This window comes from Estrella lausannensis, assembly GCF_900000175.1.
Lineage (GTDB): Bacteria > Chlamydiota > Chlamydiia > Chlamydiales > Criblamydiaceae > Estrella > Estrella lausannensis.
Genome location: NZ_CWGJ01000025.1, coordinates 229,461 through 243,617 on the forward strand (window position 1 = coordinate 229,461; position 14,157 = coordinate 243,617).

A 14,157-nucleotide genomic window follows, 5' to 3' on the forward strand; every position below is an offset into this window, starting at 1 on the left:
GAAATACCCCAAGAGAAATCGAGCCCACTTCGGCCAAAAACCGACGTGAGCTCGAAATTAGCTAGCGATACCCCTCTTAGAAGCTGAAAGGCACCCTTGCGCTCTCAAACCCAAAGGTGTTCACGGAAGAGATCGTATAGATGTTTCTTCCTTTGCATCCGAGGGGGTCCGTGAATTTTGCGGCGGCAGTTCCGGGCACTTGAGTTAAAAGCTGGCCGTTTTTCCAGATATTGAAGTACCGGATGCAGTCTGAAGCATCCCATGAGAGCTTAGTCAGGCATCTCTTCTGCACAGCAAATGTGTCGCAGCATTTTTTTCCTCTTGCATTGGTCGGAGTTAAAATGTTGCCGTTAAATGCAGCCATAACCTGTGTCAAGCCCTCTTCTGGAGTTTCTTGCCAAACAGCGACGGCAAGTCCACAGGAGGCAAGTCCAATGCTTGGGTAAATGACGTCGTTTCCGGAGAATATGGTTTCAGGCGCCTGCCAGGGTTGCCCAAAGAGCTTGTAGGCGCTGATAAGGGCGCCTGTATCATCGTTTTCCCAGATGGCGATCACATTGCCATCGGCATCTACAGCGAGAGCTTCCTGAGACATGAAAGGATCGGTAAAGCTATCCCCCACACTGATGACAACGGGCGCAGTCCAGGATCCGCCGGCCGGCAGGGACGACGAGAGGACTTGGCCTGAATTGCTAGTCCAGGTGGCGGTGGCGTTACCCATGGGATCGACCACGATCGAGGGATCTTCCGTTTCATCGCTATCTGTTGAGACAACAACGGGCGGCAGCCACGAAGTTCCGTTGAAGTAGGAGGATTTGATCGAATTTCCAATGGAATAGATCGCGATGGCGTTTCCGTTCGAATCGATAGCCACGCGGGGATTGTAGGAGAGGTCTGAGACAGTGGTATCCAGTGTAACAGGGCTGCTCCAAGTCGAGGTGGTTGCGTCATATGTCGCGGCGGCAATACCCCATACGCCGGCTTCAAACCGTCTTCTCCAGACAACGACGATGTCGCCATCGGCATTGATCTGAACGCATGGCTTGTTGTCGCTGTCGCCAAAGGCAACTTCATCGCCTGAAATTACGACGAATGGGGACCAAGATCCTCCGAAGGGAAGGATGCTGATTACGGTGCGGTCCACAGTTGGGCCGTCAGGGGGGTACTCATACGTTTCCCTCCAGGCCGCCACGGCTGTTCCCGCTTCATTCAATGCGACATTCACATTGACCGCGCGGCTATCTCCGCTCAATGACGAAATAACACTCACCGGCCCCCATGTTCCATTGGAGTCTCTGACAGCTGCGATCGTCACTTGGGGAAATTCATCCTCGGAATACTCTCCTTCCCAGGCAGCTACCGCGTAGTTCGAAGAGTTGATAGCGACATCCGGATCGTCCTGAGCCGAATAGAGTTGCTTGTCGGCGGTGTTGATCTGCAGACTGCTGATGACCTGGGGGGCAGACCACCCTACGTTCGGTGTGTAAAAGGAGCTCATCACTACGTCTTCAAACCTGTCATCGGGTGGATAGGTTCGGTCTACCCAGACGGCGACGACATTACCTTGAGGGGTAACGCCCATTGTAGGGCCATTGAGGGCAGAGACATCAATCGACGGATCGGAGATCGTTTCCGCCGGCAGCCATATAGCTTCCAGAGAGCTGCCGGGCATTAATAAACATGCCGCCAGGCCGCACATCGTCACTATCCACTTGGAAAATTTTAGAAAATTTACCACGGCAATACCTCTTCTAATTTACAAATATCAACCCATTTATACCAGTTGGATCAGGCGGATTTGAATCACTTCGTGTTAGATGCGCATTCCTATGCCGACTCCCGCGAAAAGTCCTCCGGCGTCACAGCTTCTTTGCCTGATGCCACCTTTACAACTCTTGCCAAAGATCTGGGTGTAGGAGTAGTCCAGATAGCAGTTGATGAACCAATTACACCCGATATCGCGTTCAAGACCGGATTTCAATATCAAAGTCGGGCACCACTTCGTCAGATGTTTGTTTACGTAAGACGCTTTATCGTGAAATACTTTGTAATCGACCCCGACCCCGACGCCTAAATAGGGCTTCCAGCAATCCCATGGGCAAAAATATTTTTTCGCGCCTGCCGTCAACGATCCGGATGTGATCCGTGTGTACTTTTTCTCACAGGATGATTTGCCGGTTTGTTCATAATAGGAGACGTTGACCCAGGGAACGCACTCCCAGCATTGGTCATAGCTTGCTTCGATTTGGAAATCTTCCCATCCGTTCTGAAAGGTACTGCGAAAGGTGCCGTCTTGCGGAATAAAATAGGAGGTCCTGAGCTGGAGATCGAATTGCTGTGCGGTACAGTGACCGGCAATAAAAATGAGGATTGTAGCGAGACGAATTAACATAATCTCCACTCTTCTGAACTTGTTTTCATGCGGTCAGCTTAAATTATAAAAAAAATATTTGGCAACAAAAGAGCTTAAGTCAAAAAATGATTTGTGCAGAGTGGTTGACCTTCACATCTACTGTTGAAAGTTCACGTTTACAAATTTCCTCCAACTATGAATAAATTAACTCATGCTTCGCCAAAGATAAATCGCGAATGATCCTCCTCTCTCGAGGTAAAGTTAAGGGTAAATTAATGAAAAAAAGACCTGTGTGGAATGTTGGAAGTCAAAAAGAGGCTGCGTTTGACTTGCAAAAGGGCTCGTTCGAGGTGAAAATCGAACTGGCTGAAATGCTTAAGGGGGGAGTGGTCATGGATGTCACGACCACGGAAGAGGCAAAGATCGCCGAGGATGCGGGCGCGGTGGCCGTTTTGGTGGCCAACAAGTTAAGTTCGGACCTTAGATCGGATGGGGGGATTAGCAGGATGACAAGCCCCGAGTTGATCGAAAAGATCCAGGAGGCGGTATCCATTCCCGTTATTGCCAAATGCCGCATCGGCCATTTTGTCGAAGCCAAGATTTTAGAGGCGCTCTTCGTCGATTTTATTGACGAGAGTGAAATCCTGACGCCTGCCGATGAAGACCATTATATCGATAAGCATCAGTTCAGGATTCCTTTTGTCTCCGGCTGCAGGGATCTTAATGAGGCGTTGAGAAGAATTGCCGAAGGCGCTGTCCTGATCAGAACGCGAGGTGAGGCCGGCTCCGGGAATATCTCCGAGGCTGTGCGCCACCTGCGTACAATGCGCCGGCAGATTAAAAGTCTGGCTTTTTTAGACACGATGGAGCTGATGAATGAAGCCAGGAAAATGGGAGCTCCCTACCGCCTTTTGAAACAAGTTGCCGATACAGGTAAACTGCCGGTTCCCCAATTTGCTGCGGGAGGCATCGCAACGCCTGCGGACGCAGCACTGATGATGTGTCTCGGGGCAGAGAGTGTTTTTGTCGGTTCTGTGATCTTTTCATCTAAGAATCCCTCCATTTTGGCAAAATCGATAGTCAAAGCTGTTGCCAACTGCTATAACCCGGAAACTTTGGCTGAGATCAGCATGGGGCGCTTCGAGGATGTTAGGGGAAAGGAAGTCGGCATCTTAGACTCCGACGAGAGCTTTTAGGTGAACCTTGGCAAACAGCGTATCCTCTGACGACTATTTCGTTTGTGTGCGCACAATCGGTGAGCGCACAGAAAAATGTCTGATCGACAGGATATCCAAAGAATTTCCCACCCTCCCGCTTGCGGTAGTAAGCGACTACCCTTCCAGCAAAACTTTGGAGAGGGCTTTCCAGTTGGCGATGGAGTCGGGAAAGAAGTGGTCGATCCAGCTTGATGCAGATGTGCTTTTAATGCCGGGCGCCTTGCAAAAAATGTTTGATGTGCTGAGCCGGTTTGAGGAGAAAGTCTTCGCCGTCCGGTTTCTTGTCGCCGACCCGCTGCTCGGCACTATCCGCTTCGCGGGTAATCAGACATACCGCATCGACCATATTCCCTACGCTCTTCCGTTTGCAAAGCAGTCGAAAGAAAAGTTGAGGCCCGACCGCTATGTGATCGAGAAGATGGAGGCCAAGGGGTATCTGTTTGCCGATGTCAGGCAGGAGGTCATCGGGGTGCATGATGCCGAGCAGTTTTACCGTGATATCTACCGAAAATGTTTTGTTTACTCGTTCAAGCATCTCAATAAGGCCGATGAGTTCATTCCGCATTGGAGAAGCGCGGAGTCCAATCTGGACTTCAAAGTGGCGAGAAAGGGATTTGCCGACGGCGTGCAGCACCTAAGGCAAATCACGATCGATGCCAGACAAATGGACAGCGTGGCACCCGATTTTGGCGAATGGATGAAGGGGGAGGGAATCGAAGAGAAGAGTCCACTTCTTTCCTTTTCGGCCGAAGAGCAGTCGATCATTCTGCAGCAAGCGGCTGCCCGTCACTTCGCGGCCCTCAAACGAAAAAAATACCACACCTTCTATTGACCCCCCCTAATTAAAGATGGAATTTTAGAGCAAAATTCCTTATAATAGCGTCCTTTATCATGAATGAAATTAGTTAATTGACTTGATAGCGGCATTGAAGCTTTACTGCTTGAATGTTCTGTTATACCAAACAGTCTCACAGGCGGGGTTAGACTTCGAGAAACCCCAAGTTTTGAGGCGCTTTTGCTGTCCGCAGCATCAAGTGCGGTTGAGAGGAGTCCGGTCCCTTGAGTTTAGAGTCGTTGAATCACTTCATTACTTTCTATTTCATGTTTCCCCTGATTTTAATCACGGGCATCTATTTTACGCTGAAGCTGCGTTTTGTGCAGATCACCAAGCTGAAAGCGGGCTTTTCCTGCCTGATGCACAGCAACCACAAAAGCGAAGGCGATATCTCCAATTTCGAGGCGATTGCCACTGTACTCGCCGGCAATTTAGGAACCGGAAATATTTCGGGAATTGCAGTAGCCCTCGCCACAGGCGGTCCGGGCGCTCTTGTCTGGATGTGGGTCATGGCTTTTTTTGGAGCCGTCATTCAGTTTGCCGGGTGCCTGCTCGGCGTGAAGTTCCGCGGCCAGAACCAGAAGGGCGAATTTGTCGGCGGACCCATGTACTACATCGACAGGGGGCTGGGGCAAAAAAAAATGGCGGCGCTCTTTGCCGTTTTCGCTATCATCGGCAGTTTAACCTGCGGCAACTTAGTCCAGGTTAACTCCCTGTCTCTCCCTCTTGGCGAGATTGGCATATCCCCCTATTTTGTGGGCCTCGCGGCCGCTCTCTTTGTCGGTTATGTTATCATCGGCGGAGAGCACCGTGTGGCAGTTGTAGCTTCCAGTATTGTTCCTTTCATGGCGGCCCTTTATGTGACTGTCGCCTGCCTTATCTTGAGCTACCGCTTTGAAGCGATCCCTGCGGCCTTGACCCTGATGATTTCGAAGGCGTTTGACTTTTCGGCGTTGATGGGGGGCGCGGCCGGGTTTGGAGTTGCCAAGGCGATCGCCGCCGGATTTGAAAGGGGGCTTTTTGCCACCGATTCCGGAAGCGGTCTTGCGCCGATTATGCAAGCATCGGCCCGAGTTAAGAGTGCCTTTGAAGAAGGTATTGTCGCGATGGTCGCCCCGCTCGTGGTTATGGTCATTTGCACACTTACCGGTCTTGTTCTGATGGTGACCGGTGCGACGGAGGTCGAAGGGCTGAAGAGCACAATGATGTGCACATGGGCCTTTGAAGAGGGAGTCGGCCACGTCATGGGTAAATACATTGTGATCGTCTCGTTGATTCTCTTTGCTTTTACAACTATCTTGGCATGGGCCTACTGTGCCGAAAGGGCCTTCGAGTATCTTTTCGGATTGAAGAGAGTAGCTTACTTTCGCTGGTTTTTTATCGCTGTCATCCCGCTTGGGACGGTAGCTCATGTCGAACTTGTGTGGCAGATGGCCGACCTGGCGATTGCAGCGATGGTGGCAACCAATCTGTTTGGCATTATCGCCCTCTCCGGGCATGTGTTTGAAGAGAGCGAGGACTACATTCTCGGCGCGGCCTCCGAATAAAAGTCGGGAATTTCTAGCCTTTTCCAAACACTAAAGCGGCTGCGCCAAAGGCCCCCGCTTCGTTTTTCAGAGACGACAGGCGGAATTCGACATGTCGTGAAGCGGCTTTGAGCGCTTTTTTGCGGGCGCCTTCTTCGACAGTCCGAACCATATCGGGATTGGCGTCAATGATTCCCCCTCCGAACAGAACCACCGTCGGATTCAGGATATTGATGAGGCTTGCAGTAGCTGCGATCAATGCGGCTTCCCCTTCTTTGATGATCGAAAGAGCGAGGGGGTCTTTTTCACGGGCCGCCTCCTGAATAATTTTTCCTTTGATCAGCATCGGATCGCCGCCGGCTAAGGCGATCAGTCTCTTAGCGCTCACCGGATCGTTGTTTACCGCATTTCTAGCTTTAGCTTCCATACCCCATCCCGCAGCAATCGCCTCGAGGCAGCCGCGACTTCCGCATGTGCAGGGAGGGCCGTTTAAGTCGACAATCATGTGGCCGATTTCACCGGCGGTGTTTTCTGGGCCCGATACGATACGACCGTTGATGACGATGGCTCCGCCAATGCCTGTTCCAACAAAAATTGAGAGCAGATCCTTTGCGTTTTTGCCTGCTCCAAAAGAGAGCTCTCCAATCGTGGCGGCCCTGACATCGTTGGTTGCGAAGACGGGAAAGCCGAGGCGCTCTTTGAGAATTGCTGTCAAAGGGACGTTGCTCCATTTCAAGTTGGGGGCGAAGAGAACCGCTCCTGTAGACTTTTCCACCTGGCCGGCAACTCCAAGGCCGATTCCTTCGGGAGGGTACTGCTTGTCAAACAGCTTCTCAACGGAGCTTGCTATCGCTGCGATGACATGGTCGGCCCCTTTTTCGACTTCTGTGGGGATTTTAACTTTTTCGAGCACGTTGCCATCTTCTTCCACTTTGAGAATTTGAATTTTAGTGCCGCCGAGATCGACGCCGAAGGCATACGGTTTCTTTACCACTTTGAACCTCTGCTGGTAATTATCAATTCATTTCGGTATAACCCTGGCTTTCATTTTCTGCAATCGAAGGGTGCCCGAACCTATATCGAAAGCGTCTCAAAATCCCACATTTTGAGACGCTTTCGGCATATCGTAAATAAGAGGTCACGAACATGTATAAAAGTATCCTTTTAGCCGCGGATTTGATTGATCAGGACGACAACCCTGCCCTTGAGAAGGCTAAGGCGATCAGGGAGTCGACAGGAGCGGATCTGCACGTCGTCCACGCGATAGAACTTCCTTCCAGCTATGGAACCACCTATGAAATGCCCATCATCGCCGAATGGCAAGATGATTTGGAAGCCTCCGCCAGAAAAAGGCTGGAAAAACTGGGCGAGACACTGGGAATCAACGCCACAAAGCTGCATCTCAAGATCGGTCAGCCGAAATATGAGATTTTGGAAGTTGCCAAAGAGTGTAGCGCCGATTTGATTATTGTCGGTAGCCATGGAAGGCATGGCATTGGGCTTTTACTGCTCGGCTCTACGGCTAACGCCGTTTTGCACGGGGCCCAGTGTGATGTGCTGGCAGTCCGGGTGTAGAAGTTATTTTTCCTTGGCTCTGATGTACTTCTCAAAATAGGGAGGCATGTATTGCTTTCTGCCTCCTTTAAAATGGAGTAGATACTTTTCCGGATAATATCCGCTCATCGCGGAATCTTCCGTAGAAAAGTTGTACATGTCCGCCGGCAGCAGCCCAATACGGATGTCGCTGACATGAAGAAATTTTCGAATAGGGCTTAGAGCAAAGTACTCCTTTTGGAGAATGCTCCACACCGCAAGCTGACTTCCGCCCCAAATTTGCTTGTCGTCAGGCATTGATAGCATTTTGGCTAAGATCAGGTTGAACAATCGGGCAGCGGCTTCAGCCGCACCTTCGTTGATGAAACACACTCCCATATTGATGGGGATCCAGGGAGGATACTTTCTCACTGTCAGGTAGAGATCCACCCCTTTTTTGAATAGGCCGTCGAGCGGTTTTTGGACGAGCATGTCGAAGTCGATCAAAACCAGATTGCTTTTCTCTTTAAAATCGACCATGAACTGCATTTGTCCGAATGTTTCCGCATACCTCAGCTTGAAGCGGTCCAGTCTCATCCTGTACACTTCAATAGCTTCGGGGAGGTCAAAGGAGGATTCGGGGTCTGTCAGGAGGATGAATCGGCAACCGGGGTTTGAGAGGCGGCACGATTCGAACAGGCAGCGGATGTAGACGTCGGGGTCGGATTCGGAAAATTCCCTGCACAGCAAAGAGATTTTATCCTTCTCGTCCTGCTTTAACTTTTGGTAGTGGGTAACAAAGGTGATCATGCCCTATCCGCGGCCATAAAGAGCGAATTTTTCGTTCCTAAAGAGATCTTTCTCGCAGAGCCATCAAAGCTTTTCAAGTCTTTTTTAAGGGTAGGCCGCAATTTGAATTCGATACCCTGCATTTATAGGCCGATTCAGCGGCACATCATACGATTTCGGTTTGTGGACAGTTTTTAAGGATAGAGCCGGGCCGTATCCCATGTTCCTTCGCTATTTTTTGAGTAGAGAAAATGGTCATGAAGCCTTTTTTCCCGCCCCTGCCAAAAGGTTGCACCGCTTGGCATCAGGAGGAATCCGCCCCAGTAGGGCGGCTTTGTGATTTCGCGCCCTTCCCATTTCTTCTCTTCTTGAGTATAGGCCTCGTCGATCTCGCTGCGCGATGAAGCTTTTTCGCCTTGCTTGGAGGCCCAGGCGGCAAGCTGGGAGGCCCTTGGTCTTGTTGCGAAATAGTTTTGCGATCTCTCCTCGTCTACTTTGACTATCTGTCCGAAGAAGGTCGCCTGCCTCTCAAGCTCTTTCCAGAAGAAGGTGGCAGAGCCGTAAGGGTTGTCTTCGATATCGCGCCCTTTTTTGCTGCGGTAGTTGGTGAAAAACAGCAGGCCGTTTTCTTCAATCTCTTTGAGGAGAACAATGCGGGAAGAGGGCATTCCTTGCTTGTCTACGGTAGCCAAAAACATGGCGTTTGGCTCTAACACATTCGCACTCAAAGCGTCTTCCAGCCAGATCTTGAGCTGGCTCAGGGGGGTGGTTTTTAGGTCGTTCCTGCTGAGAGTTAAACGTGAATACTCTTTTCGTAAGTGATTTATTTTCATGTTCTTAAACTTGATTTTAAGCAGCTTGACTCTTGAGTTCGAATCGGGTATCAAAGCGTCTTGATCCTTTCGAAGGCGGTTCTATGAATCTAAAGACCCTCTCCCTTGAAAACCTCCCAGTTAAGAACCAGAAAGTTCTGATGAGAGTGGACTTTAATGTTCCTATCGATAAATCCGCAACGATAAAAGACGATACCCGCATCCGTGCGTCCCTTCCTTCCATCACTCACATCCTTGACAGAGGCGGTTCCGTCATTTTGATGAGTCACTTGGGACGGCCCAAAGGCGTTGTCAATAAGGAACTCTCCCTTCGTCCTTGCGCCGCAAGGCTTCAGGAGTTGCTTGGCAGACCTGTGCTGTTTGCAGGCGATTGTGTCGGGCCTGAGGCGACACACATAGCAAAAAACTTGAATCCGGGCGAAGTGCTGCTTTTGGAAAATTTGCGGTTTCATGCCGCTGAAGAGAAGCCGGAAATAGATCCAGGGTTTGCCAAGAGTCTGGCGGAGCTTGGTACGCTTTACGTCAATGACGCTTTTGGCACAGCTCACAGGGCTCACACATCTACCGTTTCCCTGCCGAAACTGTTTCCCGGTAAGGCAGCGGCGGGATTTTTAATTATTAAAGAGATCCGCTTCCTTGGAGAAACCCTCCAGAATCCCAAAAGACCCTTTTTGTCGTTGATCGGCGGTGCGAAAATTTCATCCAAAATCGGCGTTTTGAAGGCTCTCTTAAACAAGGTTGACTCCCTCTTGATCGGTGGAGGCATGGCCTACACGTTCATGAAAGCCAGAGGAGAGTCTGTCGGAAAGTCCCTTTTTGAGGAAGGGCTCGAGAAGGAGGCGCTCTTAGTTCTTAAGCTTGCCGAAGAAAGAAAAATACCTGTCCTCTTGCCGGTCGATCATGTTGTGACCGATTCTTTAGTTGATCAAAGAGAGGTTAAAATCGTCGTGGGTTCAATACCCCAGGGATATTACGGGGTCGACATCGGCCCGGAGACGGTCAATCTGTTTAAAGAGTCAATTGCCAAAGCGGGAACTATTTTTTGGAATGGACCCATGGGCATTTTTGAAGACCCGCGCTTTGGCCAGGGAACTAAAGATGTTGCCAAGGCGATAGCCAGTTCCTCAGCAATCTCAATTATCGGGGGAGGAGACTCGGTCGCCGCGGCTCATGAGATGGGGGTTGCCGATAAGGTCACTCACCTTTCGACGGGCGGAGGCGCATCAATGGAATATATCGAGCTGGGGACGTTGCCCGGGATTGAAGCGTTGACCTCCGCTTGAGAGAAACAAGTATTTCTTGAATAAAAAGGAGCTGGTCGCTATAATATGACTTCAAAAATGTAAACTAACTCTTTAACTTTAAAAGTGAAGAGTTGTTGTAGCAAAGGACCTCAGGTTTGAAACCTAGCGCTCGGCTTACAAAACTATCAGCGGCAGAGCTGACTTTTCAAGGTCGGCAGTCGTTCTGTTGTAGAAGGCGTTCTATTTGGCAAGTAAAATATCCAAGCGTTCTCTTTAAGGGAGCAAGGGAGTTGGGAAGTGGAAGCTAAAAAGCATTCCAATGAGTTTTCTAAACTTAGAAGCTTCCTTTGGCCGATCCATGCGTATGAGCTGAAGAAGCTCCTCCCGATGCTCCTTATCTTCTTTTTGATTTCCCTTAACTATAACATACTTCGTACCCTCAAAGACACCGTGGTCATTACCGAAAAGCAGTCGGGTGCCGAAGTGATCCCCTTCATTAAACTGTGGGTGATGTTTCCCGGATCTATTCTTCTCACCTATGTCTTCACCAGACTTTCCAACAGGATGGGAAGGGAGTCTGTCTTTTACGTGATGGTTAGCATCTTTCTCTGTTTTTACTGCTTCTACACGTTTGTTCTTTACCCTGCGAAAGCTGATCTTCACCCGAACGCGACAGCCGACTGGCTGCAAGCCAATCTTCCCGCCGGATTCAAAGGCATGATCGCCATGTACCGTAATTGGACGGGTACCGTGTTCTATGTCATGTGCGAGTTGTGGAGCAATATCATCTTTGCGATGCTGCTGTGGGGTTTCACCAACCAGGTAACCCGCCTGGGCGAGGCGTCCCGTTTTTATGCAATATTCGGTGTCGGTGCCAATTTTTCCGGGGTTGTAGCCGGGTATGTCTCGGTCATTATCAGCCAGGGCGAGTATAATCCTTTGCTGCCCTTTGGAAAGACGGCCTGGGATCAATCGATCATCATGCTGACGATTATCATCACGGTGGTAGGGCTCTTGACGATGCTCCTGTTCCGCTGGTTCAACCAGACGGTCTTGACAGATCCTAGATTTTACGATGCTGAAGAGACCGGCAAAGGCATGCGCACCAAAGGCAAGATTTCCATGCGCGCCTGTATCCGCTACTTGCTCAGTTCCAAGTATCTTGTGTATCTGGCGGTGATCGTTGTGTCTTACAACATCGTCATCAATTTAGTCGAAGTCCTCTGGAAGCATCAGGTCAGCTCCCTCTACCCCGATGCCCAGGAATACAACCTTTACATGAATCAGGTATCGATCATCATCGGCGTGATAGCAACCCTTTCCGCTCTCTTTGTGTCCGGTAACTCCATTCGTAAGCTGGGCTGGTCGTTCACCGCTCTTCTCACCCCGGTCATTCTGCTTGTCACGAGCGTTCTTTTCTTCGGTGCTTTCTTTATGAAGGAAAAATCGCCGGAAGTCTTAGTCGCCATGGGCCTTGTTCCAGGAGCGCTGGTCGTTTTCTTCGGGACACTGCAAAATATGCTGAGCCGCGCTGCCAAATATACAGTTTTTGATGCCACTCGAGAGATGGCGTTCGTTCCTTTGACCCCTGAGTGCAAAATCAAGGGGAAAGCGGTAGTCGACGGCCTCTGCTCACGACTTGGCAAATCGGGCGGATCGATTGTGTACCAGATGCTTCTCTTTACCTTTGCTTCCATTCCTGCCGCTTCCCCCTTTGTGGCGGTGATTCTTTTCAGCGTGATAGGACTGTGGACGGGATCGACTTACTTCCTCGGCAAGGAATTCAACCGGATGACAGGTAAAAGCGGAGAGGAAGAAAAGGAAGTGCTTGTTGTGCATTCTGCTCAACCCGAGGAGCAGCCGGCATAGATTTTTCCCTTTGAAATTTAGGGTTATCCCCATGTAGAATGCATGCGTGATTCTACTGGAATGTTACATTAGCATGAAACAAATGGTAGTGTTTTCTAATAAGAAAATACTATCATTTTTTGTTTTTTAAGCACTTTAAAAAATAAATTGAAAAAAAAGACAAGGTTTGTTAAAATTTTGTTTTAAAAAGGATGTGTTATGATCTCACAGGCCGATGCAGAGTTTGGTAAGCTTAGATCTTACTTCTGGCCTATTCATCGCCATGAGCTGAGAATGTTCGTTCCGATGTTGATCATGCTCTTCTTTGTATGCTTCAATTACAGCATCTTAAGAAGCATGAAAGACTCTATTATCATCACGGCGCCCGGCGGAGCGGAGGTTTTGCCCTTCATCAAGCTTTGGGTGATTTTGCCGGCAGCCATTCTTTCCACACTTCTCTTTGCAAAGTTGAGCAACCTGTATAGCCAAGAGAAAGTATTCTACATTGTAATATCCACCTTTGTCGTGGGGTATCTACTTTTCGCCTTTATCCTCTATCCGATGCGCGGAGTCTTGCACCCGACCGAACTGGCAGCAGAGCTGCAAACCATTTTGCCGAAAGGCTTTAATGGCTTGATTGCGATGTTTTGCAACTGGACTTTCACAGGATTTTATGTCCTCTGCGAGCTTTGGAGCACCATGGTGCTGTCTGTGCTTTTCTGGGGGTTTGCCAACGAGGTGACAAAGATTACAGTTGCAAGGCGTTTCTACAGCGTCTTTGCCATCTTTTCCAATATCTCGGCGATCATCGCCGGTCAGACAGCCAACTTCCTCTCGACTCAGGGAGTCTATAATGAGAGGCTTCCCTTCGGATCGGACTCCTACGAGCAGACGATGATGACCATGGTTCTTGTGATCTCATCGACCAGCATCATTGTGATGCTTGTCTTCCGCTGGCTCAATAAAAATGTACTGACAGACGCTTCTTTTGATGAGTTCCACAAGACCAAGCTGGAACTTAAGAAGAAGGGCCGTCTCTCGATGAAAGAGAGCTTCTCGTACCTTTCCAACTCCCGATACCTGATCTGCATCGCTGTTTTGGTAGTCGGCTACAACCTGACGATCAATTTGGCTGAAGTTCTCTGGAAGGATCGGTTAAGGGCGTTCTTTACGAAAGCCGACGATGTCAATATGTTCTTAAATAACCTGACCTCGATGATGGGCGTAGTCTCGACTTGCGTTGCGATCTTCATGGCTCGCATCATCGCGAACTTCGGCTGGACCAAAACTGCGATGATCACTCCCGTGATCATGTGCATCACCGCTTCAGGCTTTTTCCTCTTCATGATCTTTGAAGAGGCGCTCGCTCCCTATGTGATTTCCGCCTTGGGGATGTCTTCTTTGGCCATCACCGTCTACTTCGGCGCCGCACAAAATTGCCTGAGCAAAGCGATGAAATACTCTGTTTTTGATGCCACTAAAGAAATTGCCTTCATCCCGCTGGATCACGAAAGCAAGCTGAAAGGTAAGGCGGCGATTGACGGTGTGGGCTCAAGGCTTGGCAAATCCGGCGGTTCGCTGCTCTATCAAGGCTTGATTCTCTCGTTCGGCAGCATCATCGCTTCCGCACCCTATGTCGGCATGATCATCATGGGGGCGATTGGAGGTTGGATGGTTGCTGTAGGAGCGCTTGGAAAACGATTTACCGATAAGGTGAAAAAGCAGGCCGAGGATTTGGTCGCGGCCGATGCTGTGACTCCTCCGGCAGAACCGGTAAAGACATCTGTCTAGGTGCAGTCCAGAAACTCAAAATTCTGAATTTTGAGACACTTCCGGCTAACGGAAATCGTATGATTTGTTTGCCCCATAGGGTGTAAGCTTCGAAAAAAAATTCAGCATATTACTCCACTAGGGTGGTTTGTTTTTTCGAAGCTTATACCGAAAGTATCTCAAAACTTGGCAGCTAAGCATACGGATTT

General features: G+C 49.7%; 12 protein-coding genes. 7 read left to right on the forward strand and 5 right to left on the reverse strand.

The annotated features are described in order from the left end of the window. Positions 1–76 precede the first annotated feature (76 nt). Positions 77–1,738: a sialidase family protein gene (locus ELAC_RS08560; protein WP_143406484.1), complete on the reverse strand. Its 1,662-nt coding sequence runs from the start codon at positions 1,736–1,738 to the stop codon at positions 77–79. 75 nt (positions 1,739–1,813) lie between these two features. Then, entirely contained in the window at positions 1,814–2,392 is a 579-nt protein-coding gene (locus tag ELAC_RS08565) for an outer membrane protein (protein ID WP_098038864.1), read from the reverse strand. Between the two features lie 236 nt (positions 2,393–2,628). Between ELAC_RS08565 and pdxS the strand changes: the two genes are divergently transcribed. From pdxS to ELAC_RS08580, 3 genes are all read left to right on the forward strand, one after another. Then, positions 2,629–3,549 carry a pyridoxal 5'-phosphate synthase lyase subunit PdxS gene (pdxS, locus tag ELAC_RS08570; RefSeq protein ID WP_098038865.1) on the forward strand — a complete coding sequence of 307 codons (921 nt, stop codon included), beginning with the start codon at positions 2,629–2,631 and terminating at the stop codon, positions 3,547–3,549. A 7-nt stretch (positions 3,550–3,556) separates the two neighbouring features. Beyond that, positions 3,557–4,402, forward strand: coding sequence for a hypothetical protein (locus tag ELAC_RS08575; RefSeq protein WP_098038866.1), 846 nt, complete (start codon positions 3,557–3,559; stop codon positions 4,400–4,402). 227 nt (positions 4,403–4,629) lie between these two features. After that, entirely contained in the window at positions 4,630–5,952 is a 1,323-nt protein-coding gene (locus tag ELAC_RS08580) for an alanine/glycine:cation symporter family protein (RefSeq protein ID WP_239414454.1), read from the forward strand. A gap of 13 nt (positions 5,953–5,965) precedes the next feature. On the opposite strand, the gene ELAC_RS08585 is transcribed toward ELAC_RS08580, so the two are convergent. Further along, positions 5,966–6,925, reverse strand: a complete 960-nt coding sequence (locus tag ELAC_RS08585) for an ROK family protein (RefSeq protein ID WP_158227854.1) — start codon at positions 6,923–6,925, stop codon at positions 5,966–5,968. A 152-nt stretch (positions 6,926–7,077) separates the two neighbouring features. Here ELAC_RS08585 and ELAC_RS08590 point away from each other — a divergent pair, with 152 nt between their 5' ends. Beyond that, positions 7,078–7,506: a universal stress protein gene (locus ELAC_RS08590; protein WP_098038868.1), complete on the forward strand. Its 429-nt coding sequence runs from the start codon at positions 7,078–7,080 to the stop codon at positions 7,504–7,506. A 3-nt stretch (positions 7,507–7,509) separates the two neighbouring features. Here the strand turns inward: ELAC_RS08590 and ELAC_RS08595 are convergent, their stop codons facing one another. Both ELAC_RS08595 and pdxH read right to left on the reverse strand, forming a co-directional pair. After that, positions 7,510–8,274 carry a hypothetical protein gene (locus ELAC_RS08595; RefSeq protein WP_098038869.1) on the reverse strand — a complete coding sequence of 255 codons (765 nt, stop codon included), beginning with the start codon at positions 8,272–8,274 and terminating at the stop codon, positions 7,510–7,512. 173 nt (positions 8,275–8,447) lie between these two features. After that, positions 8,448–9,086: a pyridoxamine 5'-phosphate oxidase gene (pdxH, locus tag ELAC_RS08600; RefSeq protein ID WP_143406485.1), complete on the reverse strand. Its 639-nt coding sequence runs from the start codon at positions 9,084–9,086 to the stop codon at positions 8,448–8,450. A gap of 83 nt (positions 9,087–9,169) precedes the next feature. On the opposite strand from pdxH, the gene ELAC_RS08605 reads away from it, so the two are divergent. The 3 genes from ELAC_RS08605 (at position 9,170) to ELAC_RS08615 (ending at position 13,969) form a co-directional block, all read left to right on the forward strand. Continuing rightward, positions 9,170–10,369, forward strand: a complete 1,200-nt coding sequence (locus tag ELAC_RS08605) for a phosphoglycerate kinase (protein ID WP_098038871.1) — start codon at positions 9,170–9,172, stop codon at positions 10,367–10,369. Between the two features lie 258 nt (positions 10,370–10,627). Then, positions 10,628–12,199 carry an Npt1/Npt2 family nucleotide transporter gene (locus ELAC_RS08610; protein ID WP_098038872.1) on the forward strand — a complete coding sequence of 524 codons (1,572 nt, stop codon included), beginning with the start codon at positions 10,628–10,630 and terminating at the stop codon, positions 12,197–12,199. Positions 12,200–12,397: 198 nt separating this feature from the next. Beyond that, positions 12,398–13,969, forward strand: a complete 1,572-nt coding sequence (locus ELAC_RS08615; protein WP_098038873.1) for an Npt1/Npt2 family nucleotide transporter — start codon at positions 12,398–12,400, stop codon at positions 13,967–13,969. The last annotated feature ends 188 nt before the right edge of the window (positions 13,970–14,157 follow it).

What these genes read in the sequence shown, in the direction of transcription:
- ELAC_RS08565 (WP_098038864.1), bottom strand. Translation starts at nt 2,392, where the DNA reads ATGTTAATTCGTCTCGCTACAATCCTCATTTTTATTGCCGGTCACTGT.
- pdxS (WP_098038865.1), top strand. Translation starts at nt 2,629, where the DNA reads ATGAAAAAAAGACCTGTGTGGAATGTTGGAAGTCAAAAAGAGGCTGCG.
- ELAC_RS08590 (WP_098038868.1), top strand. Translation starts at nt 7,078, where the DNA reads ATGTATAAAAGTATCCTTTTAGCCGCGGATTTGATTGATCAGGACGAC.
- ELAC_RS08595 (WP_098038869.1), bottom strand. Translation starts at nt 8,274, where the DNA reads ATGATCACCTTTGTTACCCACTACCAAAAGTTAAAGCAGGACGAGAAG.
- pdxH (WP_143406485.1), bottom strand. Translation starts at nt 9,086, where the DNA reads ATGAAAATAAATCACTTACGAAAAGAGTATTCACGTTTAACTCTCAGC.
- ELAC_RS08605 (WP_098038871.1), top strand. Translation starts at nt 9,170, where the DNA reads ATGAATCTAAAGACCCTCTCCCTTGAAAACCTCCCAGTTAAGAACCAG.
- ELAC_RS08615 (WP_098038873.1), top strand. Translation starts at nt 12,398, where the DNA reads ATGATCTCACAGGCCGATGCAGAGTTTGGTAAGCTTAGATCTTACTTC.